Origin of the sequence: Rathayibacter sp. RFBD1, from assembly GCF_002932915.1 — a bacterium.
Taxonomy (GTDB): Bacteria; Actinomycetota; Actinomycetes; order Actinomycetales; family Microbacteriaceae; genus Rathayibacter.
This window is the reverse complement of record NZ_PSWQ01000012.1, coordinates 88,568-112,339: the sequence shown is the minus strand read 5'-3', so window position 1 is coordinate 112,339 and position 23,772 is coordinate 88,568. Positions and strand designations below refer to the sequence as shown.

Below are 23,772 nucleotides of genomic sequence, written 5' to 3'. Positions count from 1 at the left end.
CCCTTGGCGCGTCGGCGGCAAACATAGCGAGAGAGGCGTCGCGATAAGAGGCGCTGGCGGATTTCTACTCGCAGTGGCGGTGATCAGCGGAGAGGACGCGGAGAAGATGGCAGAGGACCCCCGGCTCCTTCTCTGGCGGCGCCGCCCGGACACGGCCTCCGTCGATCTGAACGGGCGCGTCCTGGTGCTCCCGCTGGACGTCTCCCCGATGGGCAGCCCCTACGCGCTGCGCGAGAGCGTGGCCGCGACCTGGCGGGCGCTCGACGACGAGCCGCAGGACTTCTCCGGCCTGGCCGACCGGCTCGCCCGCCTCCACGCCACCGATCCCGGCGCCATCGCCGACGACCTGGCGCGCGTGCTGAGCGGGCTGGAGGAGCTGCTCCTGGTCGAGAGCCGCCCGCGCGGCGAGGAGTCCCGATGAGCGTCGCGAGCGTCGTCGTCCCCAGCTACGCGGGGGCGGCCCGCCTGCCCCGCCTCCTCGCCGCCCTCGCGGCTCAGACCCACCGCGACCTCGACGTGGTCGTGGTCCTCGACGGCGTCGTCGATGCCAGCGAGCGCGCCCTCGACGCCTCTCCCGTGCCTGTGCGCCGCGTCGTGCTCCCCGAGAACCGGGGGCGCTCCGCCGCGCTCACGGCCGGCTTCGATGCCGCGCGGGGGGACGTGCTGATCCGCTGCGACGACGACCTCGAGCCCGGCCCGGGCTGGGCCGCCGCGCACGTCGGGGCCCACCGGGACGCGGTCGTCGGCGTCGTCGGCCTCTGCCCCGACGTCGATCCGGGCACCGCCTACTCCCGCGCCTACGGCCGGCCCGCCGGCGAGCGCTTCCGCCGCGGCGCCTACGCGGCGGGCCCCGACGCCTCCTGGCGCTACTGGGGCGGCAACGTCTCGGTGACGCGGGCGACGTACGACCGGGTCGGCGGCTACAGCACCGACTACCGCGAGTACGGCTGGGAGGACGTCGACTGGGGCTACCGGCTGCACCGCCTGGGAGTGCCGGTGCGGATCGAGCCCGGCGCCGAGGCCCTGCACCACGGCGCTTCCGTCTCAGCGGCGGCCCGCAGCCGGCGCGCGTTCCTCTCGGGGGCGGCCCGCCGCACCTTCGAGCGGCTGCACCCCGAGCAGGTGCGGGAGGCGGTGCCCGCGGCCGGCGCGTGGGACGCGGCCGTGCGCCTCCTGGCCCGCGGCGGGAGCGAGCGGCGGACGGCACTGGTCGCCGGATTCGCGGACGCCGCGCTCGGAGTGGTGCCCCGCCCGGTCGGCGAGAAGCTGGTCGCGCTCGCCGTCGAGTCCGCGGCGATCGCGGGCTACGACCGCGGCAGAGGGCGTCCCGCGCACGGGTGACGGCGGCGCGGATCGACGGATCCGCGGGCCCGGCAGCGGCGCCGACGCCGTGCGGGAGCCGGTCTAGGCTCCCCCGCATGCGAGTCCTTCTGGTGGGCGGAGCGGGCTACATCGGGAGCCACACCGCCGTCGCGCTCCTCGAGAGCGGCCACGAGGTGCTGGTCGTGGACGACCTCTCGCACGCGAGCGAGCGGACCCTCGACACGGTGGAGGAGCTGACCGGCTCGGTGGTCCCCCGCCTGATCGCCGACGCGCGAGACACGGCCGCACTGACCCGCTTCCTCGCCGCCCACGGCCCGGTCGACGCCCTGGTCCTGCTCGCCGGGCTCAAGTCGGTCGGCGACTCGGTGCGGCGGCCCCTCGAGTACTGGACGGTCAACGTCGGGCTCGCCACCGCGGCGTTCTCGGTCGCGGCGGAGAGGGGGATCCGCACCGTCGTCTTCTCGAGCTCGGCGGCCGTCTACAGCCCGGGCTGCGTGATGCCGGTCGGGGAGGACTCCCCCGCCGGGCTCAGCGCGGCGAGCCCCTACGGCGCGACCAAGCGCGTCATCGAGAAGATCCTCGGCGACGCCGCGCGCGCCGATCCCCTCCTGCGCGGGGTCAGCCTCCGCTACTTCAATCCCATCGGCGCGCACCCGTCGGGGCGGATCGGCGAGGATCCGGCCACGGCGCCGGGGAGCCTCCTGCCCGTGCTGACGCGGGCCGCGGGCGACCCCTCCCGGTGCGTCGACGTCCTCGGCGACGACTACCCGACCCCCGACGGCACGGGGCTGCGCGACTACATCCACGTCTGCGATCTCGCGGCCGGGCACGTCGCGGCGCTCGAGCGCGCGCGGCCCGGGCACCGCGTCTACAACCTCGGCACGGGCTCGCCGACGAGCGTCCTCGAGCTGATCGACGAGGTCGAGCGGGCGAGCGGGGAGACGGTCCGTTGGCGGGCCGTGGGGCGCCGGCCGGGCGACCTCGCCGCGAGCTGGGCCGACCCGGGACGGGCCGAGCGGGAGCTGGGCTGGCGGGCGGTGCGCACCGTCCGCGAGGGAGTCCGCGACCAGTGGCGGTGGCAGACCCTGCAGCGCATCGGCGTCTCCTGATCCTCTCGGCACGGCGTCACTGAAAGAGTGACTTCTTCTTCCCCGCGGCTTTTCTCCATCGTTGTGATCTCCAAGGGAATAGCGCCTCCGCGACGCACTCCAGACGATCCTCGCCATTCCACTCGCGGCTTATCCGGATTATCGGACTCTCCTTTCCCCGTCGTTCTGCGACGACTCGTACTCGCCTTTCGATTCCTTCTCCACGAGCCGGTTAGCTTCTACTGCACTGCTGATCGGTCACCGACGACGGATAAGCATTCGGAGCCGCTCCCGTCTCCGGATGGCCGCCCGATCCTCACCGCACGCCCGGGGGAAGGGGCCCATCATCACTGCCGTCATCGACGCGACCACCCGTTCCCGATCCGTCCCGCCGGTCGGTCCCGGCCTGATCGTGCACGAGTGGGTCGAGCGCCGCGGAGGCGCCGAGCGCGTGCTCGAGGCGATGACCGAGGCCTTCGCCGACGCCGACGTCCGCGTCCTCTGGAGCGACTGCGCCGAGGTCGTCGGCAGGCCCGTCTCGGAGTCCTGGCTGGCGCGCACGCCGCTGCGCCGCCACAAGGTCCTCGCCCTGCCGGCGATGCTGCCCACGTGGCGGCTCCCGGTCGGCGCCTCCCGCGAGTGGGTGCTGGTCAGCTCGCACCTCTTCGCCCACCACGTCCGCACCAGCGGGCCGACCCGCAAGCTCGTCTACGCGCACACGCCGGCCCGCTACATCTGGGAGCCCGACCGCGACGGCCGCGGCAGCAGCCTCGCCGCCCGCACCGCGAGCCTGCTCCTCAAGCCGATCGACCGCCTCCGCGCCGCCGAGGCCTCCTCCATCGCCGTGAACAGCCTCTTCACCGGGCAGCGGGTGCGCGACGCGTGGCACCAGCCGTCGCGGGTCATCTACCCGCCGGTGAACACCGAGCTGCTCTCGACGATCACCGACTGGCGCTCCCCGCTCGACGACGACGAGCTGCGCCTTCTCGACTCGCTCGCGCGGCCGTTCATCCTGGGCGCCTCGCGGTTCGTCCCCTACAAGCGCCTCGAGAAGGTCATGGACGCCGGAGCCCGCACCGGGCTGCCGGTCGTCATCGCCGGGCACGGCCCCTGGGAGGCGCGGCTCCGCGCCTACGCCGAGGAGATCCGGGCCGACGTGACCTTCGTCATCTCGCCCTCCGACCAGCTGATCCGCGCGCTCTACGCGCAGGCGCTCGTGTACGTCTTCCCCGCGGTCGAGGACTTCGGGATCATGCCCGTCGAGGCGATGGCCTGCGGGACGCCGGTCATCGGGACCGACATCGGCGGAGTGCGCGAGAGCGTGTCCCTCGCCGGCGGGGGCGTCATCGCCGACCTCGAGGGCGATCCGGACTGGAGCGACCTGCTGCGCCGTGCGCTCGCGCTCGACGTCGACGCCTTCCGGGCTCGCACCCGGGTCTTCTCGCGCCGGCGCTTCATCGCCGAGATCCAGGACTGGGTCGCCGAGCAGACCGCCTGACGACGGCGCTCCCCGCCGCGGGAGGCCGTCCGTGCGCGCGTCACCGTGCGTGCGGACGACGCTCCCGCGGAGGGATCAGAACAGGCCGCGCGGGGGCTCGATCGAGGCGAGGACGCCGGGGGCGGCGATCACGCTGAGGCGGCCGACCTCCTCCGGGGTCAGCTCGGGCAGGCGCTGCGCGAGGTCGAGGAAGCGCTCGATCTCGGACTCCTCGAGCACGTCGGCGGCGAGCGTGCGGAACTTCGACACGTACTGCTCTCGGCTGAACGGGTGCGCGCCCAGCGGGTGCGCGTCCGCCACCGCGATCTCGTCGACGATCGTCGTGCCGTCCGTCATCAGGATCTCGACGCGGGCACCGAACGCCTTCTCGCCCGGATCGGTGGAGTGGTAGCGGCGCGTCCACTCCGCGTCCTCCTGCGTCGTGACCCGGTGCCAGAGCGCGATGGTGTCGGCGCGGGCGGCCCGCTCGGGGGCGTAGCTGTGCACGTGGTGCCAGGCGCCGTCCTGCAGCGCCACCGTGAAGATGTACGGCACGGAGTGGTCCAGCGTCTCGCGGGACGCGGCCGGGTCGTACTTCTGCGGGTCGTTCGCGCCCGAGCCGATCACGAAGTGCGTGTGGTGCGAGGTGTGCAGGACGATCCGCTCGACGCGCTCGGGGTCGGCGGCCTCGGGGTGCGTCCGGTGCAGGCGGCGGGCGAGGTCGATCAGCGCCTGCGCCTGGTACTCGGCCGAGTGCTCCTTCGTGTACGTGTCGAGGATCGCGCGCTTGGCCTCGCCGCGGTCGGGCAGCGGGACGTCGTAGCTCGCGTCGGCGCCGTCGAGCATCCAGGCGATGACGCCGTCCTCGCCCTCGTAGATCGGCGACGGGCTGGTCTCGCCGCGCATCGCCCGGTCGACCGCCTCGATCGCCATCTTGCCCGCGAAGGCCGGCGCGTACGCCTTCCAGCTCGAGATCTCGCCCTTGCGCGACTGCCGCGTGGCGGTCGTCGTGTGCAGGGCCTGCGCGACGGCCTGCTCGATCGTCGCGACGTCGAGGCCGAGCAGCGTGCCGATCCCGGCGGCGGCCGAGGGGCCGAGGTGCGCGACGTGGTCGATCTTGTGCCGGTGCAGGCTGATCGCGCGCACCAGGTCGACCTGGACCTCGTATCCGGTGACGATGCCGCGGACGAGCTGCGCCCCGCCGATGCCCGCGTGCTGGGCGACAGCGATCAGCGGAGGGATGTTGTCGCCCGGGTGCGAGTACTCGGCCGCCAGGAACGTGTCGTGGTAGTCGAGCTCGCGCACGGCGACTCCGTTGGCCCAGGCCGCCCACTCGGGCGAGACCCGGCGAGCCGGGTCGACGCCGAGGACGACCGAGCCCTGGCCGCCGATGGAGGCGGGGTGCGCGAGAGCCTGCGCGCGGGCGGCGACGACCGGGCGGCGCAGGAGCGACGCGGTGGCGACGGCGGCGTTGTCGATGACCCGGTTGACCACCATCTCGGCGACCTCGTCGTCGATCTCGACCGGATCGGCGGCGACCTCGGCGAGCGCGTGGGCGAGCTGCCCGTGTCGCGGGAGCTCCTCGTCGCTGCGGTGGACGCGGACGTGGTGTTCGTGCACGGGCGGCTCCTTCGTCTCTCCCCCCAGGCTATCGCCCGCCTCCGGCCCGGGCCGCGCGGGCAGAATGGGCGGATGTCCTCCCTCACGCGCGTCGCGGCGCTCGACTGCGGCACCAACTCCCTCCGCCTGCTGATCGCCGACGTGGAGGGCGGGCGCCTCCGGGACGTCCAGCGCCGCACCGAGCTCGTGCGGCTGGGCCGCGGGGTCGACCGCACCGGCCGCTTCGACCCGGCCGCGCTCGAGCGGACCCTCGCCGTCACCCGCGAGTACGCGGCCGCCGCGCAGGAGGCCGGCGCCGAGCACCTCCGCTTCGTCGCCACCTCGGCCACCCGCGACGCGGCCGACCGCGAGGACTTCCTCGCCGCCGTCGAGCGGATCCTCGGCGTCACCCCGGAGACGATCTCCGGCGAGGAGGAGGCGCGGCTCTCCTTCCGCGGCGCGGTCTCGGCCGTCGACTCCGCCCGGCCCGTGCTGGTCGTCGACCTCGGCGGCGGCTCGACCGAGCTCGTGCTCGGCGGAGCGGAGCCGGAGCAGGCGCACTCGATGGACGTCGGCAGCGTCCGCCTGACCGAGCGCCACCGCCGGGCCGCCGAACCGACGGAGGGCGAGCGCGCGGCGATGCGGGCGGACGTGGCCGCCGCGCTGGCCGCCTCCTCCGTCGACCTCTCGCAGGCCCGGAGCGTCGTCGGCGTCGCCGCGACCGTGCTCACGATCACCGCGCACGTCCTCCGCACCACCGACCGCGCCGCGCTCGAGACGTCCCTCCCCCTCTCCGACGTCCTCGCCGCCTGCGACGAGCTCGCCGCACTGTCTCCGGAGGGGACGGCGGCCCTCCCCTGGGTCCGCCCGGGGCGCGAGGACGTGCTGGCGGCCGGCGCGCTGGTCTGGGGCGAGGTCCTCCGCGCGGTCCACGAGGCGTCGCCAGGCGTCGACCGGGTCCGCTCGACCGCGCACGACATCCTCGACGGCATCGCGCTCGGCCTCGCCTGACGCCCGCGCGGGTCAGGCGGTGAGGGCGCTCCCGGAGTCGCGCGGGAGCCGGGCGGCGGCGGCGAGCGGCACGAGGGTCAGCACCGCGAGGGCGAGGAAGGCGACGCGGTACGGGACGAGTCCGGGCCCGATCGCGGTGCCGACGGCGAGCGCCACCGCGCCCACCGCGACTCCGAGGCCGGCCGCGATCTGCTGCGTGGTGGCGTTGAGGGTGTTCGCGCCCGACATCCCCTCCTGCGGGACCTCGGCGAACGTGACGGTGTTGTAGGCCGTGAAGCCCGCCGAGCGGGCCACTCCGCTCAGCACCAGCAGCGCCACCACGAGCGCCACCGGAGTCGCCGGATCGAGGAACGCCATCGCCGCCATGCACGCCGCCCCGACCGCGCTCGCCGCGACCAGCACCCCGCGGAAGCCGAGGCGCCGCAGCAGCGGAGTCGTAGCCGGCTTGATCGCCAGGTTGCCGGCGAAGAGCGCCAGCACCACGGAGCCGGCCTGCACCGGGCTCCAGCCGAACGCGTCCTGGAACAGCAGCGGGAGCAGGAACGGCACCGCGTTCACGGTCGCCCGGTAGAGCGATCCGCTCGCGTTGGCGACCCGGAAGGTGCGGAAGCGGAAGGCGTCGAGCCGCACGAGCGGATTCTCGGCGCGGCGCAGGTGCCGCACGGCGAGCGCCGTCACGACCGCGCCGACGAGCATCGGCGCCACCGCCCGCCCGTCGAGCTCGGAGCCGGTGAGGAGCCCCGCCGCTCCGACCAGCGCGCCGAGCCCGACCGCGACGAGCACCAGCCCCGTGACGTCGAGCGGGGGCGGCGCGCTCTCGGCGGTGCCGGGGACGATCCGGCGCGCGATCGCGAACGCGATGACCCCGAGGGGCAGGTTGATCAGGAAGATCCAGTGCCAGGAGGCGACGGTCGTGAGCAGCCCGCCGAGGAACGGCGCGATCACGGGGGCGACCAGTCCCGGCCAGACCAGGATCGCGATGGCGTGGATGATCCCCTCCCGCGGAGTCGCCCGCAGCACCGCGAGCCGGCCGACCGGCACCATCAGCGCGCCGCCGACGCCCTGCAGGACCCGGGCGCCGACCAGCAGCGGCAGCGTGGGGCTGAGCGCGCAGAGCAGGGAGGCGAGGGTGAAGACGGCGATCGCGCTGGTGAAGACGCGGCGCACGCCGAAGCGCTCGCTGAGCCAGCCCGAGGCCGGGATGAGGACGGCGACGGTGAGGAGGAACGCGGTGACGGTGATCGAGACCGCGGCGGAGTCGACGCCCAGGTCGGCGGCGATCGCGGGCGCGGCGGTCGTCACGATCGTGGCGTCGAGGTTCTCCATGAAGAAGCAGCCGGCGACGAGCAGAGCGAGGGAGCGGTGGCGGGGGTCCGTGCTGTCCTCCTCGGCGTGGGGCTGTCGGCGGCGAGCGTAGCGCGGCGACGGCGCGGCCGCCGGGCGGGTACCGTCGCAGCATGAGCGCTGCAGCCGAGACCAGGACGATCCAACTCCGACGCTACGAGCTGATGGACGGGGTGATGGACGACTTCCTCGCCTGGTTCCCCGAGCGGATCGTGCCGGCGCGCGAGGCCCACGGCTTCCGGATCGAGTTCGCCTACGCCGACCGCGAGGTGAACGAGTTCGTCTGGGCGGTCAGCACGGCCGGCGACGCCGACGCGTTCGCCGAGGTCGAGCGGGCGTACCTGGCCTCGCCCGAGCGCGACGCCGCCTTCGCGGGCGAGCCGAAGCGCGTCGCGGTGCAGCACGTGCGGCTGGTCGAGCGGATCGTCTGACCCGGGCGGCGTCCGAGCCGAGCGGCGTCCGACCCGGGCGCCGTCGTCTCCGGGGCGCCGCCGACTCCGGGTGCCGTCGGCTCCGGGCGCCGTCAGCTCCGGGCGCGCCGCACGGCCGCGAGGACCCCGCGGACCACGAGCGTCCCGACCGCGATCGACCCGATCGCTCCGGTCAGGCGTGCCCAGACGTGCTTCGGCCGGTTGATCCCGGCACGGTCGGCGGGCGAGGGGAGCGAGGCGGGCGCGAGCGTGCGTCCCGCGGCTCCCGCCTCGGCCATGTGGGCGAGCCGGCGCACGGCCTCGCGGTTGCGGATCCAGAGGAACGAGTGCATCAGCGGCTTCGGGATGAGCGTGCCCGGGCCCTTCACGGGCGCCTCGTGCATCCGCACCTTCGCGCCGCGGGCGTGCGGCTCGACCTCGACGCGCACCCGGGCCTCGCCGAGCGGCCAGCCGGCGGCCTGGATGACCATCCGGCGCGGAGGGTCCCACTCGAGAACCGTGGTGCGGTCGTCGATCACGAGCGGCCACAGGCCGAAGGAGTGGTGCAGCTGCGAGCCCACGTGCGGGAAGTCGGCGTCGACCTTCCGCATCCGCGACGCGCCGACGACCCAGCTCGGGAACAGCCAGCCGGAGGCGAGCACCGCGAAGACGGACTCGGGCGGGCAGTGGACGACGCGGGTGGTGCGGGACATCGCGGACTCCTTCGAGTGGTGGTGGGGCGCGTGGGGGCGCCGTCCCTCAGCCTGGCAGGCCGGGGGCGGCGACGGGCGCAGCGCAACGGCGGCGGCTCAGGCCGGGCGCGCCTCCGGCGACAGGTCGGGCGACTCGCGCACCCCGAACTCGTGCCGCAGCGCGCTGCGGGCGGCGTGCCAGCCGGCCATGCCGTGCACGCCCGGCCCGGGCGGGGTGGACGAGGAGCAGAGGTAGAGCCCCTTCGCGGGCGTCCGCCACGGGTCGGTCGTGGGGACCGGGCGCGAGAGCAGCTGCGCGACGCTCGCGGCGCCGGCGGCGATGTCGCCGCCCAGATAGTTCGGGTTGTAGGCCTGCATGTCGCGGGCGGTCATCGAGGAGGCGCCGATCACGCGGTCGCGGAACCCGGGGGCGAAGCGCTCGATCTGGGCGGTGATCGCCTCCTGCTGGTCGGCGGGCGAGTACCGGGGGACGTGCGTGTACGCCCAGAGGACGTGCTTGCCCTCGGGCGCCCGGGTCGGATCGACGATCGAGGGCTGCGCCACCAGCACGTAGGGGCTGCGGCTGTGCCGGCCCCGCTTCACGTCGCGCTCGGCGGCCGCGATCTCGGCGCGGCTGCCGCCCACGTGCAGCGTGCCCGCGCCGGCGAGCTCCGGGTTCGTCCACGGCACCGGCCCGTCGAGGGCGAAGTCGACCTTGGCCACGCCGTTGCCGTAGCGGAAGCGCTGGAGGGCCGCGGCGTACGCCGGGGGCAGCCGGTCCCCCGCCATCGCGAGCAGCGCCGTCGGCGTGCCGTCGACGAGCACGGCGCGGGCCGGGGGCAGCTCCGAGAGCGAGGTCACCTCGACGCCGGTCTCGATGGTGCCGCCGTGCGCCCGAAGGTCGTCGGCGAGCGCGTCGACGATCGACTGGCTGCCTCCGATCGGCACCGGCCAGCCGCGCGCGTGGGCGTAGGCGCCGAGCGCCAGGGCGGCCGCGGCCGTCGACGGGCTCGGCATCGGGCGGATCGAGTGCGCGGCGACCCCGGAGAACATCGCCGGGGCGACGTCCTCGCGGAAGCGCAGGTTCCACACCGGGGTGCCCTGCTCGAGCACCCGCAGCCCGAAGCGGATCAGCACGCTCGGGTCCGTCGGGATCCGCAGCAGCGCGTCGTTGGTGAAGCCCGCGACGCGGTCGGCCCGCTCGGAGAGAGGTCCCATCAGGGCGCGCCACGCCGCCCCGTCGCGGCCCAGCGCCTCGACCGTGCGGTCGAGGTCGCGGTAGGCGATGCCCGCGCGGCCCCCGTCGAGCGGATGCGCGTACGAGATCTCGGGGACGACCAGCTCGATGCGCCGGTCGAGCCCGAAGGCACGGAAGAAGCCGGACGCGAGCGCCATCGGGTGCACCGCCGAGCAGACGTCGTGGTGGAAGCCGGGCAGCGTCAGCTCCGCCGTGCGCGCGCCGCCGCCGATCGTCTCGTTGCGCTCGAGCACGGTGACCGAGAGCCCGGCCCGCGCGAGCGTGACCGCGGCGGCGAGGCCGTTGGGCCCCGCCCCGATGACGACGGCGTCGACCACGGTCACTTCCTCCGCAGGGCCGAGACGACGCCCGCGGCGCCGGCGGCGAGGGCCGCGGCGGCCCCCGCGTAGCTCAGGGCGCGGTGGCGGATCATCCAGATCTGGGGCGTCATGGTGTGCGCGCGGTCGCTGAAGAGGCCGCGGGCGCCGTGATCGCCGGGGACCGGCTCGTACACGTTGTTCGGGAGCATCGGCTCCGTCTTGTCGGGGGCCTGCTGACCGTCGAAGGCGCTGCGGGCGAGGTACCAGTCCATGAAGCGCCCGGCGAAGCGGTCGCCGAGGATGGTGCCCGCGGTCGGCTCGCCGACCCAGGTGCGGCGGCGCGGCTTGTCGGCCACGTCGGCGATCGCGATCGCGCCCACCTCGGGCTCGTAGATCGGCGGCACGGGCTGCGGGTGGTGCGGCAGCTGCGACTTCACCCAGTTGAACTGGATGGTGTTGAGCGCCGGCATGTCGACCTCGGACAGGCGCACGCGGCTCTTCGCGTGCAGCAGCTCCGCGGTGACGGCCTCGGTGAAGCCTCGGGCGCCGAACTTGGAGGCGCAGTACGCGGCCTGCAGCGGGATGCCCCGGTGCGCGAGGGCGGAGCCGACCTGGATGACGTGCCCGCGGTCGCGCGGGGTCATCCGGGAGAGGGCTGCGCGGGTGCCGTTGACGAAGCCGAAGAAGTTGACGCCCACGGCGCGCTCGAAGTCGGCGGGCTCGGTCGAGAGGAACTCGCCGAAGACGCCGACCATCGCGTCGTTGACCCACAGCTCGATCGGGCCGAGCTCGGCCTCGACCCGGTCGGCCGCCGACTCGACGGCCTCTCGGTCGGCCACGTCGGTCGGGATGCCCAGCCCGCGCCGGCCCTTCTGCTCGATCTCGGCGACCGTGGCCGCCAGTCCGTCCTCGCCGCGTGCCAGCACGGCGACGTCCCAGCCGCGGGAGGCGAGCTCGCGGACCGTGGCGCGTCCGAGCCCGGCCGTGCCGCCCGTGACGACGGCGACTCCGCGGCTCATGCGCGGGCCTCGCGGGAGGAGGTCTCGAGGCGGGGGTGCTGCGTCATGGTGCGGGCTCCTTCGTGAGGGCGCGGTGTGCGTCGGGAGTCCCACGCTAGGCGGGAGCGGCGGCGCGGCGCGCGGGGTTGCGCCCGATCGGTGGAGAGCTCGGTGGATCCGCGCCCGGGGAGGAGAATCGCTCCCGACAGCTCCCGGCACTCCTCCAGAGACCGCCGCCAGACTGACGCCCGCCCGAGCACCCTCCGACCGGATCGACGCATGACCTCTCTCCTCGACCTGAGCCTCGTCTCCGGCCCCCTCGTCGTCGCCGTCTACGTGCTCGCGATCGGAGCGCTCCTCCTCCTGCTCGCCGCCCACGTCCGCGCTCCCCGCCGCGGGCGCTCCCGACGCGGCGGGATCGCCGTCGCGGTCCTCCTCCTGGGCCTGATCGGCGGCGCCGCCCTGGCCGCCCTCGTCGACGGGCCCGACGGCCCGTTCGGCGTCGACTTCACGCCGGTCACCCGGGTCGCGATCGGCCTCGGGATCGGCGGGCTGGGCGTCGCCCTGGTCGTCCTCGGGCACGCGATCGCCCGCCGCCGCGCGCGCGGGGTGCTCGCGTCGCTCGCGGCCGGAGTGCTCGTCGTCGCGGCGGCCGCGATGACCGTCAACATCGACTTCGGCCAGTACCCCACGGTGCGCAGCGCGCTCGGGATCAGCGCGTACTCCGACTCCTCCGTGCCGGTCGCCGCCGCGGACGGACCGCACTCGGACCTCGCGACCTGGACCGCCCCGGCCGGGATGCCCGCCGTCGGCTCGGTCTCGACAGTCGCCATCCCCGCCACCGCGTCGGGCTTCCCGGCCCGCGACGCCGTCGTCTACCTCCCGCCCGCGGCCCTCACCGCGACCCCGCCGCTGCTGCCGGTGATGATCATGCTCTCGGGGCAGCCGGGGTCGCCCTCCGATCCCCTCTCGACCGAGAAGTTCCAGCAGACCCTCGACGCCTACGCCGCCGCGCACGCCGGCCTCGCGCCGATCGTCGTGTCGCCCGACCAGCTGGGCGATCCGGACAAGAACCCGATGTGCGTCGACTCGCCGCTCGGGAAGTCGGCCACCTACCTCACCGTCGACGTCCCGAACTGGATCCGCGCCAACCTGCCCGTGCTCGGGGACGCGCAGCACTGGGCAATCGGCGGCCTCTCGCAGGGCGGGACCTGCTCTATCCAGCTCGGCGCCGGCCACCCGTCGCTCTTCGGCAACATCGTCGACGCCTCGGGCGAGCTCGCGCCGACCCTCGGCAGCGAGGCGGCGACGGTCGCGCAGGGGTTCGGCGGCGACCAGGCCGCCTACGAGGCCGCGAAGCCGGTGAACGTCCTCGCGGAGAACGCCCCCTACACCGGCACCGTCGCGATCTTCGGAGTCGGCGCCGAGGACACCTCGTTCCTCCCCGGGGCGAAGACCGTCTACGCCGCGGCCGTCGCCGCCGGCATGAGCGCCACCTACCTCGAGGTGCCGGACAGCGCCCACGACGTCACGGCGTGGTCGGCGACCTTCGACAAGGGCCTCGAGATCCTCGCCGACCGCTGGAAGCTCGTCCCCGCCTCCTGAGCGGCTCCGCGCCTCAGGCGCTCTCGACCAGCCGGACCGCCGCCTCGATCCCGCCGCTCCACGGCGCCCCGTGTCCCGGTACCACCCAGCGCGCCCCGGTGGGCAGGAGCGCCCGGAGCGACGCGAGCGCCTGCTCCGGCTCGTCGGTGAAGGGCGCGGGCTGCGGACCCGTGCGGCCGGTGAGCACGTGGCGGGTGGTCAGCCCGTCGCCGACGAAGACCGCGTCGGCCAGCGGCACGTGCACGGCGATGCTCCCCGGGGAGTGGCCCGGGAGCGCGATCACGCGGGGAGCGCCCGGCAGGTCGAGCGTCTGCCCGTCGTGCACCTCGACGACCTCGGTGAGCGGCGGGACCGTCGCGATGCCCTTCCGCAGCGCGTAGGCCGCGAAGCCGAGGAGCGGCAGGACGCGCAGCCGCGGTGTCGCGGTCCTCGGCTTCGCCCCGCCCTTCGCCCGCTCGGCGTCGGCGGCGTGCACGTGGACCGGCACGCCGTGGTCGCGGCGCAGGCGCTCGGCGAAGCCCACGTGGTCGGAGTCGCCGTGGGTGAGCACGACGCCGCGCACGTCGTCGAGGGTGCGGCCCATCGCGCGCAGCTCGGCCAGGAGCTCCGGCCAGAGACCGGGCAGGCCGGCGTCGATGAGGGTGACGCCCTCGTGGGTGTGGACGAGGTGGACGGCGACGATGTCGGTGCCGATGCGGCGCAGGTGGGGTCCGAGTTCCATGATGGCTACGCTAGTTAGCCATCAAGGCTACTGTCAATAGCTATACTCGGCCCATGCCCACTCCCGACCGCACCTCCCTCGAGGCGATCGTGCGCGCCGCCGGCGAGCTCCTCGAGCGCGACGGGCTCGCCGGGGTCACGATGCAGGCCGTCGCGCAGAGCGTCGGAGTCCGCGCCCCCTCCCTCTACAAGCGCGTCGAGGGGCGCGAGACGCTGATCCGCCTCGTCGCCGCGGACGCCCTGACCGTGCTCGCCGACCGCCTCGCCGACGCCCCGGACGCCGCCGCGCTCGCCGACCGCCTCCGCGCCTTCGGCCACGAGCGGCCGGCCGCGTTCCTCCTCGTGATGGCCCCCGCTCCCGGCACGCCCGTCACCGCCCAGGAGTACCGCGACGCGGCGAGCGCCCGCCTGCTGGACCTCACCGCGCAGCTGGCGGGCGAGGAGGACGCCCTCGAGGCGGCGCGCACGCTGACCGCCTGGGCGACGGGGTTCATCGGGATGGAGATCACCGGCGCCTTCACCCTCGGCGGCGATGTGGAGAGCGCCTGGCGCTTCGGGCTGGGGCGGATCGTCTCCGCGCTCGCTCCGGCCGCGTCGCGCTGAGCGCCGCCGCTCAGGCTCGGCGGAGCGCCGCCTCGTCCTCGAGGAACCGCGGACGGCACGCGACGATCCCGCTGACCAGCAGCACCGCCACTCCGGCGAACAGCAGCGCGTACGCGCCGCTCCAGTCCCCCTGCGCCTCGTAGAGCACGCCGATCAGCAGCGGACCGAGGCAGGCGAGCCCGTAGCCGAGCCCCTGCGTGGCGCCGGAGAGGGTCGAGGAGCCGGTGGTCGTCCGCGTCCGCGCGTTCACGAGCGTCAGCGTCATCGGGAACGTGCTGACGCCGAGCCCGAGGCAGACCACCCACGCCACGGCACCCTCCAGCGGAGCGACGACGAGGCCCGCGTAGCCGACGGCGAGCAGCGCGCAGCACACCACCACGACCACGACCGGGTTGCGCATCCCCAGCGTCAGCGGCGGCACCACGAAGGCGGCGGCGAGGCCGAACACGGAGAACAGCGCCAGCAGCGCACCGCCCTGCGCCGGATCCGCGCCCGCGTCGACGAGGATCGTCGGCAGCCAGGTGATGATCCCGTAGGTGTGCAGACCGGTCATCCCGAGCATCAGCACCATCGCCCAGAGCAGCGGCGTGCGCCACGCCCCGTCCACGCGGCCGCCGGCGGCGGCCGGAGCCGCCCCACCTCCTCCGCGGGCCGCGAGCGCCGCCCAAAGCAGGCAGGCCGCGGCCGTCATCACGGCCCAGATCCCGATCGCCCAGCGCCACCCCTCCGTCGAGGCCAGCGGCACCGCGACCAGCGGAGCGACGAACTGGCCCACCTGCAGCAGCGCCAGGTAGAGCGAGCTGACCGTCTTGATCCGCTCGGCGAAGTACCGCTTCACGATCGGCACGATGAGCACGTTCGTGGTGCCCACGCCCGCGAAGGCGACGACGGTCGAGAGCACCAGAGCGACCGGGCTCGGGCTGAGCGCGCGGAGGGCGATGCCCAGCGTGGTCACCAGCGTCGCGATCGCGAGCGTGCGCTCCAGGCCGATCCGGCGCGAGACGGCCGCGGCGACGAAGCCGAAGACGGCGAAGGAGGCGGTGACGATCGTCCCCAGCGCCCCGTAGAGCGAGGGCCCGAAGCCGAGATCGGCGCCGATCGTGTCGAGCAGCGGGCTGAAGCCGGTGACGGCGGTGCGGAGGTTCAGCGCGGTGATCGCGATGGCGGCGAGGGCCAGGAGGGCGGTGGCGCGGAGCGTCGGTGCTGCGGTCATGGAGTCCCCGAGAGATAGGATGATGGGATGAATTCTGGCGAGTCTAGCCCCGCGGCGCCGTTCCAGCGCGAGAGCGTGATCGACCACGTCACGGCGCTGTTCCACGAGGAGATCCGCTCCGGCCGCTGGGCCGTCGGCGAGCGGATCCCGGTGGAGGCCGAGCTCGCCCGCTGGACCGGCGCCGGACGCAACTCCGTCCGCGAGGCCGTCCAGGCCCTCGTGCAGGCGGGCCTCGTGCGGCGGGAGCAGGGGCGCGGCACGTTCGTCACCGCGCGCTCGCAGCTCGCCGAGTCGCTGCGCCGCCGCATCCCGAGCGCCGCCCGCCGGGAGGGCCTCGAGCTGCGGTTCGCGATCGACGGGGCGACGGCCGCGCTGGCGGCCGAGCGCCGCACCGGGGAGGACGTCGCCGCCCTCCGCGCCCTGCTGGCCCGCCGGGCCCGCTCGTGGGAGGCGCCGGAGCTCGCCGAGCGGATCGCCGCGGACACCGCGCTGCACCGGGCCGTCGTCGTCGCGACCCACAACGACCTGTTCGTCGAGCTCTACGACGGCCTCACCGGCATGTTCGAGTCGGTGCTGGAGGAGGACGTCGTCGGCGAGGAGGACGTGCACGCCCGGCAGCACGCCGAGCTGGTCGAGGCGATCGCCGCGGGCGACGCCGAGGGGGCGCGGCGCCGGATCGAGGAGCTGCTCGCGCCGCTGCTGGCCGAGGCGCAGCACGGCGGCGGCTGAGGAGGATCCTCCGAGGCGGGCGGCACGCGCTCACGGCCGGCGTCGTGCCGCCCGGCGTGCCGCCCGCCGAGTGGGATCAGCCCCGCGGACGCCGGGTCGACCAGAGCGCCCACGCCACCAGCAGCGGCTGGAACGCGAGGCGCACGGCGCGCTTGCGGTCGGTGTCGAGGCCGAAGGCGCTCGTCCGCGTCACCCACTGCGAGACGTTGCCCGGGAAGATCGCGGTGAAGAAGGCGGCGGCCACGGCTCCGACCAGCGGCGCCCGTCGGCGCGCGAGCACCAGCGAGGCGCCCAGCCCGATCTCGACCACGCCCGAGGCGAGCACGACCGCGTCCTTGTCCAGCGGCACCCACTCGGGCACCTGCGCCTGGAACTCCTCCCGCTTGCGGGTGAGGTGGCTCACCCCCGCGAAGAGGAGGGCGGAGCCGAGGAGCACCTTGGCGCCGGTGCGGAGGAGGGACGGGGAGGAGGATGTCATGCGCTCCATCGTTCCCGATGCGGGCCGCCGCCGCCGCCGTGGCGCGGCCACTGCGCACGAACGTGCCGGTGTCGGAGGCGGCGCCTAGTCTGATCGCGTGACTGACCGCATCCTCGTCCTCACCACCGGTGGCACCGTCGACAAGGAGTACTCGCTCGCGGGCGAGCTCGAGATCGGCGCCCCGATGGTGCCGCGCCTGCTCGCCCCGGTGCTCACCACGCTCGAGTTCCGCGTCGAGGAGGTCCTCGCCAAGGACAGCCTCGAGCTCGACGACGCCGATCGGGCCCTCATCCGCGAGCGGGTGCTCGCCGCCGAGGAGGACCGGATCGTCCTCACCCACGGCACCGACACGATGACCGCGACGGCCGAGGCCCTCGGCGTCGTCCGCGATCGGGTGGTCGTCCTCACCGGCGCGATGCAGCCCGCACGGATGCTCGACAGCGATGCCGCGTTCAACCTCGGCACCGCGGTGGCCGCCGTGCAGCTGCTGCCGCCGGGCGTCTACCTCGCGATGAGCGGGCGGGTGCTGCCCGCCGGCTCCGTGGTGAAGGACCGGTCGATCGGCGTGTTCCTCCCGGCCTGAGCCGGACCAGGATCGAGGGGCGCCCGCGGACGGGCTCCCGGCCGGACCGGCGTCAGGCCTCGGCGAGCTCCGCGGTGCAGGCCGCGCAGAGCCCGAAGACGTCCACGACGTGGTGCGCGTCCGTGAAGCCGTTCTGCGACGCGACCGAGCGCGCCCACTCCTCGACCTCGTCGGCCGCGATCTCGACCGTCAGCCCGCAGCGGCGGCAGATCAGGTGGTGGTGGTGCGTCCCCGGCGTGCAGGCGCGGTAGAGGCTCTCGCCCTCGGGCGACTGCAGCGAGTCGGCCTCGCCCTCCACAGCCAGGTCCGAGAGCGCGCGGTAGACCGTCGCGAGCCCGATCGGCGAGCCGGAGGCGTGCAGCGCACTGTGCAGGCCCTGGGCGCTGACGAAGTCCTCGCGACGCCCGAGAGCCTCGCGCACCGCCTCGCGCTGCCACGTGTTGCGCTTGACCACTGGACCACCTCCACTCCGCACGACCCGGGCCACGCTACCGCCCCCCGCCGACGGCGAGCCGGGAGCGCCGGACGCCCTTGCGGCCGATGATCCGGCAGACCGCGTAGATCGCGAACGAGATCGTCGTCACGTAGGGGCTGATCGGGATCGATCCGCCCAGCGCGAGCAGGATGCCGCCCACCAGCGCGCCGACGGCGAAGAGCACGCTCAGCAGCGGCACGACCACCGGCGAGGCGGAGAGGCGCAGTGCCGCAGCCGCCGGCGTCACCAGGATCGCGAGCACGAGCAGCGAGCCGACGATCTGCACCGAGACGGCGACCGCGAGGCCGAGCAGGAGCATGAACGCGATCGAGAGCGCCCGGGTGGGGATGCCGCGCGCGGCCGCCACGTCGGCGTCGACGCTCGCGAAGGTGAGGGGGCGCCAGATCAGCGCGAGACCGACGAGGACGACCACCGAGATGCCGATCAGCCACCCGAGCTGCGGGTCGTCGACCGCGACGATCTGCCCGGTGAGCAGGCCGAACTTGTTCGCGCTGCGGCCCGGGTAGAGGGCCAGGCAGAGGATGCCGATGCCGAGTCCGAACGGCATCAGCACCGCGATGATCGAGTTGCGGTCGCGGGCGCGCGAGCCGAGCACGCCGATCAGGACCGCCGCGATCAGCGAGCCGACGATCGATCCCTCGACGACGCCGACGCCCAGCAGCAGCCCCGCGGAGGCCCCCGCGAACGAGAGCTCGCTGATGCCGTGGACCGCGAAGGCCATGTCGCGCGACATCACGAAGACGCCGATGAGCCCGCCGACCACTCCGAGGACCGCGCCGGCGATCACCGAGTTCATCAGGAGCGACAGCAGCGCTCCGTAGTCCGAGAAGTCGAAGATCTGCGACCAGACGTCCGTCACGACTGCCCCTCCTCGTGCTCGTGCACGTGCGAGTGGTCGGGGGCGCCGACCACGATGACCCGGCCCCGGGCGCGGATCACGTCGACGGGTGCGTCGTAGAGCTCGCTGAGCACCTCCGAGCGCAGGACCTCGTCGGGGGTGCCGATCCGGAACCGGCCGCCGGCGAGGTAGAGCACGCGGTCCACCATGCCGAGCACCGGATTCACGTCGTGCGTGACGAAGAGGACGCCGAGGTTCCGCTCGCGGCGGTGCCGGTCGATCAGCTCGCTGACCGCTCGCTGGTGGGCGAGGTCGAGCGCGATCAGCGGCTCGTCGCAGAGCAGGAGCGCCGGGTCGCCCGCGAGCGCCTGGCCGACGCGGACGCGCTGCTGCTCGCCGCCGGACAGGCTGCCGATGGGGGCGTCGGAGAAGGCGGTGGCACCGACGGCCTCGAGCAGCGCGTCGACGGCCGCGCGCCGGGAGCGGGAGGGCAGGGGCAGGCCGAACCGGTGGCCGTCGATCCCGAGCCCGAGCAGATCGCGGGCGCGCAGCGGAGTGCCCTCGTCGGCGAGCTTCTGCTGCGGGATGTAGCCGATGCGCCGGTTGCCGCGGTGCACGGGCTCGCCGAGCACCTGCAGCTCCCCCGCGCTCAGCTGCTGCTGGCCGAGCACCGCGCGCAGGAGGCTCGTCTTGCCGGAGCCGTTCGCGCCGAGCACCGCGACGAACTCGCCGGCGCGCACGTCGAGGTCGACGCCGCTCCACAGCTCGCGGTCGCCGAAGCGGAGGCCGGCGCCGCGCAGCCGCAGCACGGACGCCGAAGGGCCCGCCTCCGGGGAGACGGGCCTGGTCGGGGAGTCGTGGCTCACTGGGAGAGGGCTCCCTCGATCGCGTCGAGGTTGGCGGTCATCCAGCCGGTGTAGTCGTCGCCCTCGGGCAGCGTCTCGGTGACGGGGACGGCCGGGATCCCGGCGGCCTTCGCGGCGTCGAGCACCGCGTCCGTCTGCGCGCCCTCGGTCTGCTCGTTGTAGATCAACGCGTCGACGGCCTTGCCGGAGAACAGCGCCAGCGTCTCCTGGAGCGTGGTCGCGGGGACGTCGGTGCCCTCCTCGACCGCCTCGCTGAAGGCCTCGGGAGTCGCGTCGGTCAGGCCGAGCGCATCGGTCATGTACAGCGGGACGGGCTCGGTGATCGCGATGGAGCGGCCGGAGAGCGCGCCCTTCAGCTCGCCCTCGCGGGCGATCAGAGCGTCGAGCCCCTCGTCGAGGGTGGCGAGATTGGCGGAGTAGGCGGAGGCGTTGTCGGGGTCGAGCGCGGCGAGCTCGTCGCCGATCCGCCCCGCGACCTCCTTCATCACCGAGAGGTCGTACCAGACGTGCTCGTTGAACTCCGCGTGCTCGTGCCCGCCCTCCGACTCCTCCTCCTCCGCGTGGTCGTGGACGTCCTCCAGGCCGGCGATCACGGTGGCCGTGATGACGGGGGCCTCGGTGCCGGCCGCGCTGATCATGGTGTCGAGGAAGTGGTCGTAGCCGCCGCCGTTCTCGATCACGAGGGTCGCGCCGGACACCGCGAGCTGATCGCGGGCGGTGGCCTCGTACTCGTGCGGGTCCTTGTCCGGGCTGTCGATGATGCTGGTCACCTCGACCAGGTCGCCGCCGATGCTCGAGACGAGGTCGCCGTAGACGTTCGTCGACGCGACGACCTTCACGGGCCCGCCCGCGGCGGCGGCGGAGGAGCTGTCGGAGGCGCTGCCCGCTCCGGAGCAGCCGCTCAGGGCGAGCGCGGTGCCGCCGAGGAGGGCGGTGAGGGCGAGGAGGCGGGTCTTCACGGTGAGCCGATCTGGGTCAGGGGCCGGGCGGGTGCCCCCACGCTAACGGCTATTGATAACGATTGTCAAAATCGTGCAGAGGCGCCCGCCGGTCATCCGCGGACACACGCGGACACGGGGCGACACGCGCCTCGCTCCGGACACCTCGCCCTGGCACAGTCGCTGCACACCGCCCCCGACGAGACGAGGACACCGTGACCACCACCGCACCCACGACCGCCGGCGCCGACGCCGCGACGACGATCGGCGCCGCCGCCGAGCACTGGTCGGCCGCACCCCGGCCCGACTCCCCTGACGCCTGGCTCGTCCGCGCCGAGGAGGTCGCCACCGTGCTCGCGACCGACGCCCTCGAGCGCGACCGCGCCGGCGCCGCCCCCTTCGCCGAGGTCGCCCTGCTCAAGGCGGCCGGCCTCGTCACGCTGCTCGGGCCCGCCGAGCACGGCGGCGGTGCCCAGGAGTGGACCACCGCCCTCCGCGTCGTCCGCACCGTCGCGCGCGGCGACGGCTCGATCGGCCAGCTGCTCGGCTACCACTACCTCTGGGCCTGGGCGGCCCGCCTCGTGGGGACTCCTGAGCAGATCATCGCGGTCGAGCAGCTCGCGACCGAGGGGGACCTCCTCTACGGAGGCGCGGTGAACCCCCGCGACTCCGACCTCACCGTGCGGGAGGAGGGCGACGAGCTGGTCTTCACCGGCCGCAAGTCGTTCTCGACCGGCGGCGTGGTCAGCGACCTGACCGTGCTCGAGGGGGTGCTCGAGGGGACGGACACCCACCTCTTCGCGATCGTCCCCACCGATCAGGAGGGGATCGTCTTCGGCCGCGACTGGGACAGCCTCGGCCAGCGGCTCACCGAGTCCGGCTCCGTCGAGATCCGCGGCGTCCGCGTGCCGTGGGCGGCCGCGGCCGGCTTCGTCGACAAGGTCTACCGTCCGCTCGTCTACAACACCCTCAACGTGCCCGTCATCCAGCAGGTCTTCGCCGAGTTCTACCTCGGCATCGCGCAGGGAGCGCTCGAGCGCGCGGCGCAGTACACCCGCGAGCACACTCGGGCCTGGCCGTACGGCGGCGACGACAAGGAGCGCGCCGGCGACGAGTGGTACGTGCTCGAGGGATACGGCGACCTGCAGTCCCGGCTCTGGGCCGACGAGGCGCTGATCGACGCGACGGGGGCCGCGCTCTCGGCCGCGCTGCACGCTCCGCGCGAGAAGCTGACGCCTCGGCGCCGCGGCGAGATCGCCGTGCGGATCGCCGCGGCCAAGGCGCGGATCGTGGAGGACGGCCTCGCGACGGCGACCCGCGTCTTCGAGCTGACCGGCGCCCGCGCCTCCGCGAGCTCGGTCGGACTCGACCTCTACTGGCGGAACCTCCGCACCCACTCCCTGCACGATCCGCTGCCCTACAAGCGCCGCGAGGTCGGCGTCTTCGCCCTGCTCGACACCGTCCCCGAGCCCAGCTGGTACACCTGATCGGCCGCGGGGCGCGTCCTGCTCCGGCGGCGCGCCCCGCCCGCACGCCGCCCCGGCGTCGATCCGCGACAGGCCGGAGCGGAGCCCCGGGGTAGCGTGAGGGCCGAGCGGAGGGAGGACCGTGGCCGTCACGCTGCACGACGTCGCCCGCGCCGCCGACGTCTCGATCAAGACCGTCTCGAACGTGATCAACGACTATCCGCACGTGCGCCCGGCCACCCGCTCCCGGGTGCAGGCGGCCATCGCGCAGCTGGGCTACCGCCCCAACCTCTCCGCGCGGAGCCTGCGCCGCGGCCGCACCGGCGTGATCGGCCTCGCCCTGCCGGAGCTGAGCCTCCCCTACTTCGCCGAGCTCGCCGACAGCGTGATGCGCGCCGCCGACGAGCGCGGCCTGACGGTGCTGATCGAGCAGACCGGCGGCGACCCCGAGCGCGAGCGGAGCGTCCTGGCGAGCGAGCGCCGGCAGCTCACCGACGGCCTGCTCTTCAGCCCGCTGGGCCTCGCCGACGAGGACGCACTCGCGGTCGGCTTCCCCCTGGTGCTGCTCGGCGAGCGGATCTTCACCGGGCTGGTCGACCACGTCACCATGCAGAACACCGCGGCGGCGCACGCGGCCACCGCGCACCTGCTCGCCTCCGGAAGGCGCCGGATCGTGGCGCTCGGGACGCACCCCGACGCCGCTGTCAGCTCGGCGTCGCTCCGCCTCGAGGGCTACCGCGCCGCGCTCGCCGAGGCCGGCATCGCCTACGACGAGCGGATGATCGGCGTCTCGGGCCCGTGGCGGCGCTCCGGCGGCGCCGAGGCGATGCGCCGCGTGCTCGCCTCCGGGCTCGACTTCGACGCCGTGTTCGCACTCAACGACACCCTCGCACTCGGCGCGGTCCGCGCGCTCCAGGAGGCGGGGGTCCGCGTCCCCGAGGAGGTGGCGGTGATCGGCTTCGACGACATCGACGAGGCGGGCTACTCCTCCCCCAGCCTCTCCACCGTGGACTCGGGGCGCGACGAGATCGCGCGCACCGCGGTCGAGGTGCTGCAGGCGCGGATCGAGGGCACCCGCACCGGCCCCGGGACGCTCCACGAGGCGGCGTTCACCGTGGTCGCCCGGGAGTCGACCGCGGGCCGGCCGATCGCGGAGGACCCGTCGGTCGGCCGGGCGTCGGCCGGGGCCTAGGCGCAGGTCCCGCTGCCGCAGATCTCGCGGCGGATCCACGCGCCCGCGTCCGCGACGGCCAGCTCGCCGCGGCGGAGGAGCCGGCTCCACTCCACGGCCCGCGTCGTCAGCCGGTCGTCGGCCGAGCCGCGGACGTCGCCGCCGACGGTACGGAGGAACAGGTGCGCGAGCGGGCCGCCGAGGTACAGCGTGGCGCCCGCGACGCCGGCGAAGTGGCGGGCCTGGCCGCGGGTGCCGTCGTCGTAGGGGCGGCGGAAGCCCTTCCCCCGGACCCGGTTGCGGCCGCCGTGCGCCAGGTCGAGGGCGCCGAGCGGGGCGCTGCGGATGCCGGCGACGTCCTTCGCGACGGCCGCGAGGAACGCGCGCGGGCGGGGATGCGACGCCGCGAGGGCGTCGGCGCGGTCGGCGAGCTCGGAGCAGGCGTCGGTGACGGCATCGGAGGAGGGCACCCGCCCAGTCGAGCACAGGTGCGCTGAGCGGCGGCGGGGAGGGCCGACGCGCGAGGAGGTCTGCCGATCTCGGCAGCGGCGCAGCGAGGCGGGTGGG

Annotated in this window: 25 protein-coding genes; 12 read left to right on the top strand and 13 right to left on the bottom strand. The window is 74.6% G+C overall.

Annotation, left to right across the window (positions count from 1 at the left end):
* Nucleotides 1-106: 106 nt before the first annotated feature.
* The 4 genes from C5D50_RS06345 (at nt 107) to C5D50_RS06330 (ending at nt 3,909) form a co-directional block, all read left to right on the top strand.
* Complete coding sequence (locus C5D50_RS06345) at nt 107-421, top strand: hypothetical protein (RefSeq protein ID WP_146086893.1); 315 nt, start codon at nt 107-109, stop codon at nt 419-421.
* A complete protein-coding gene (locus C5D50_RS06340) occupies nt 418-1,341 on the top strand; it encodes a glycosyltransferase family 2 protein (RefSeq protein WP_104283078.1) in 924 nt (307 codons plus the stop codon). Before C5D50_RS06345 ends, C5D50_RS06340 begins: the two co-directional genes overlap by 4 nt.
* A gap of 77 nt (nt 1,342-1,418) precedes the next feature.
* Nucleotides 1,419-2,432, top strand: coding sequence for a UDP-glucose 4-epimerase GalE (gene galE / locus C5D50_RS06335; RefSeq protein ID WP_104288959.1), 1,014 nt, complete (start codon nt 1,419-1,421; stop codon nt 2,430-2,432).
* 280 nt (nt 2,433-2,712) lie between these two features.
* Nucleotides 2,713-3,909: a glycosyltransferase gene (locus C5D50_RS06330; RefSeq protein WP_104224527.1), complete on the top strand. Its 1,197-nt coding sequence runs from the start codon at nt 2,713-2,715 to the stop codon at nt 3,907-3,909.
* A 75-nt stretch (nt 3,910-3,984) separates the two neighbouring features.
* Here the strand turns inward: C5D50_RS06330 and C5D50_RS06325 are convergent, their stop codons facing one another.
* Nucleotides 3,985-5,508 carry an MmgE/PrpD family protein gene (locus C5D50_RS06325; protein ID WP_104251037.1) on the bottom strand — a complete coding sequence of 508 codons (1,524 nt, stop codon included), beginning with the start codon at nt 5,506-5,508 and terminating at the stop codon, nt 3,985-3,987.
* A gap of 72 nt (nt 5,509-5,580) precedes the next feature.
* Between C5D50_RS06325 and C5D50_RS06320 the strand changes: the two genes are divergently transcribed.
* Nucleotides 5,581-6,498, top strand: coding sequence for an exopolyphosphatase (locus C5D50_RS06320; protein WP_104283076.1), 918 nt, complete (start codon nt 5,581-5,583; stop codon nt 6,496-6,498).
* A 12-nt stretch (nt 6,499-6,510) separates the two neighbouring features.
* On the opposite strand, the gene C5D50_RS06315 is transcribed toward C5D50_RS06320, so the two are convergent.
* Nucleotides 6,511-7,824, bottom strand: coding sequence for an MFS transporter (locus C5D50_RS06315; protein ID WP_104283075.1), 1,314 nt, complete (start codon nt 7,822-7,824; stop codon nt 6,511-6,513).
* 131 nt (nt 7,825-7,955) lie between these two features.
* Between C5D50_RS06315 and C5D50_RS06310 the strand changes: the two genes are divergently transcribed.
* Nucleotides 7,956-8,273 (top strand): NIPSNAP family protein, encoded by a 318-nt coding sequence (locus tag C5D50_RS06310; protein WP_104224531.1) that lies wholly within the window; start codon nt 7,956-7,958, stop codon nt 8,271-8,273.
* Nucleotides 8,274-8,365: 92 nt separating this feature from the next.
* On the opposite strand, the gene C5D50_RS06305 is transcribed toward C5D50_RS06310, so the two are convergent.
* The 3 genes from C5D50_RS06305 to C5D50_RS06295 all read right to left on the bottom strand — a co-directional run bounded on the left by C5D50_RS06305 (nt 8,366) and on the right by C5D50_RS06295 (nt 11,520).
* Nucleotides 8,366-8,965 carry an SRPBCC domain-containing protein gene (locus C5D50_RS06305; protein WP_104283074.1) on the bottom strand — a complete coding sequence of 200 codons (600 nt, stop codon included), beginning with the start codon at nt 8,963-8,965 and terminating at the stop codon, nt 8,366-8,368.
* 96 nt (nt 8,966-9,061) lie between these two features.
* Nucleotides 9,062-10,519, bottom strand: coding sequence for a phytoene desaturase family protein (locus C5D50_RS06300; protein WP_374953736.1), 1,458 nt, complete (start codon nt 10,517-10,519; stop codon nt 9,062-9,064).
* A gap of 2 nt (nt 10,520-10,521) precedes the next feature.
* Nucleotides 10,522-11,520, bottom strand: coding sequence for an SDR family oxidoreductase (locus C5D50_RS06295; protein ID WP_104233564.1), 999 nt, complete (start codon nt 11,518-11,520; stop codon nt 10,522-10,524).
* A gap of 258 nt (nt 11,521-11,778) precedes the next feature.
* Between C5D50_RS06295 and C5D50_RS06290 the strand changes: the two genes are divergently transcribed.
* On the top strand, nt 11,779-13,104 hold the full coding sequence (locus C5D50_RS06290; RefSeq protein ID WP_104283073.1) for an esterase family protein: 1,326 nt from the start codon (nt 11,779-11,781) through the stop codon (nt 13,102-13,104).
* A gap of 13 nt (nt 13,105-13,117) precedes the next feature.
* Here C5D50_RS06290 and C5D50_RS06285 read toward each other — a convergent pair whose 3' ends face one another.
* A complete protein-coding gene (locus C5D50_RS06285; RefSeq protein ID WP_104283072.1) occupies nt 13,118-13,825 on the bottom strand; it encodes an MBL fold metallo-hydrolase in 708 nt (235 codons plus the stop codon).
* 53 nt (nt 13,826-13,878) lie between these two features.
* On the opposite strand from C5D50_RS06285, the gene C5D50_RS06280 reads away from it, so the two are divergent.
* Nucleotides 13,879-14,427: a TetR/AcrR family transcriptional regulator gene (locus C5D50_RS06280; RefSeq protein ID WP_104267833.1), complete on the top strand. Its 549-nt coding sequence runs from the start codon at nt 13,879-13,881 to the stop codon at nt 14,425-14,427.
* A gap of 10 nt (nt 14,428-14,437) precedes the next feature.
* On the opposite strand, the gene C5D50_RS06275 is transcribed toward C5D50_RS06280, so the two are convergent.
* Nucleotides 14,438-15,640: an MFS transporter gene (locus C5D50_RS06275; RefSeq protein ID WP_104283071.1), complete on the bottom strand. Its 1,203-nt coding sequence runs from the start codon at nt 15,638-15,640 to the stop codon at nt 14,438-14,440.
* Between the two features lie 27 nt (nt 15,641-15,667).
* Between C5D50_RS06275 and C5D50_RS06270 the strand changes: the two genes are divergently transcribed.
* Nucleotides 15,668-16,369: a FadR/GntR family transcriptional regulator gene (locus tag C5D50_RS06270; protein ID WP_104283070.1), complete on the top strand. Its 702-nt coding sequence runs from the start codon at nt 15,668-15,670 to the stop codon at nt 16,367-16,369.
* A 76-nt stretch (nt 16,370-16,445) separates the two neighbouring features.
* Here the strand turns inward: C5D50_RS06270 and C5D50_RS06265 are convergent, their stop codons facing one another.
* Complete coding sequence (locus C5D50_RS06265; RefSeq protein ID WP_181028836.1) at nt 16,446-16,856, bottom strand: hypothetical protein; 411 nt, start codon at nt 16,854-16,856, stop codon at nt 16,446-16,448.
* Nucleotides 16,857-16,944: 88 nt separating this feature from the next.
* Between C5D50_RS06265 and C5D50_RS06260 the strand changes: the two genes are divergently transcribed.
* Complete coding sequence (locus C5D50_RS06260) at nt 16,945-17,430, top strand: asparaginase domain-containing protein (protein ID WP_104224541.1); 486 nt, start codon at nt 16,945-16,947, stop codon at nt 17,428-17,430.
* A gap of 52 nt (nt 17,431-17,482) precedes the next feature.
* Here the strand turns inward: C5D50_RS06260 and C5D50_RS06255 are convergent, their stop codons facing one another.
* The 4 genes from C5D50_RS06255 to C5D50_RS06240 are packed head-to-tail and all read right to left on the bottom strand — an operon-like array spanning nt 17,483 to nt 20,589.
* Nucleotides 17,483-17,884 carry a Fur family transcriptional regulator gene (locus C5D50_RS06255; protein ID WP_104238381.1) on the bottom strand — a complete coding sequence of 134 codons (402 nt, stop codon included), beginning with the start codon at nt 17,882-17,884 and terminating at the stop codon, nt 17,483-17,485.
* 34 nt (nt 17,885-17,918) lie between these two features.
* Complete coding sequence (locus C5D50_RS06250; RefSeq protein ID WP_104224551.1) at nt 17,919-18,722, bottom strand: metal ABC transporter permease; 804 nt, start codon at nt 18,720-18,722, stop codon at nt 17,919-17,921.
* Nucleotides 18,723-18,781: 59 nt separating this feature from the next.
* The gene (locus tag C5D50_RS06245) at nt 18,782-19,630 is read right to left on the bottom strand and encodes a metal ABC transporter ATP-binding protein (RefSeq protein WP_104283068.1); all 849 of its coding nucleotides are present in this window, start codon (nt 19,628-19,630) and stop codon (nt 18,782-18,784) included.
* On the bottom strand, nt 19,627-20,589 hold the full coding sequence (locus C5D50_RS06240) for a metal ABC transporter solute-binding protein, Zn/Mn family (protein ID WP_104283067.1): 963 nt from the start codon (nt 20,587-20,589) through the stop codon (nt 19,627-19,629). Before C5D50_RS06240 ends, C5D50_RS06245 begins: the two co-directional genes overlap by 4 nt.
* 194 nt (nt 20,590-20,783) lie before the next feature.
* Here C5D50_RS06240 and C5D50_RS06235 point away from each other — a divergent pair, with 194 nt between their 5' ends.
* Complete coding sequence (locus C5D50_RS06235) at nt 20,784-22,055, top strand: acyl-CoA dehydrogenase family protein (RefSeq protein ID WP_258069571.1); 1,272 nt, start codon at nt 20,784-20,786, stop codon at nt 22,053-22,055.
* Between the two features lie 121 nt (nt 22,056-22,176).
* Entirely contained in the window at nt 22,177-23,226 is a 1,050-nt protein-coding gene (locus C5D50_RS06230; protein WP_104283066.1) for a LacI family DNA-binding transcriptional regulator, read from the top strand.
* Here C5D50_RS06230 and C5D50_RS06225 read toward each other — a convergent pair.
* Nucleotides 23,223-23,675: a hypothetical protein gene (locus C5D50_RS06225; RefSeq protein ID WP_104224546.1), complete on the bottom strand. Its 453-nt coding sequence runs from the start codon at nt 23,673-23,675 to the stop codon at nt 23,223-23,225. The two genes, C5D50_RS06230 and C5D50_RS06225, sit on opposite strands and share 4 nt — an antisense overlap.
* Nucleotides 23,676-23,772: the final 97 nt, after the last annotated feature.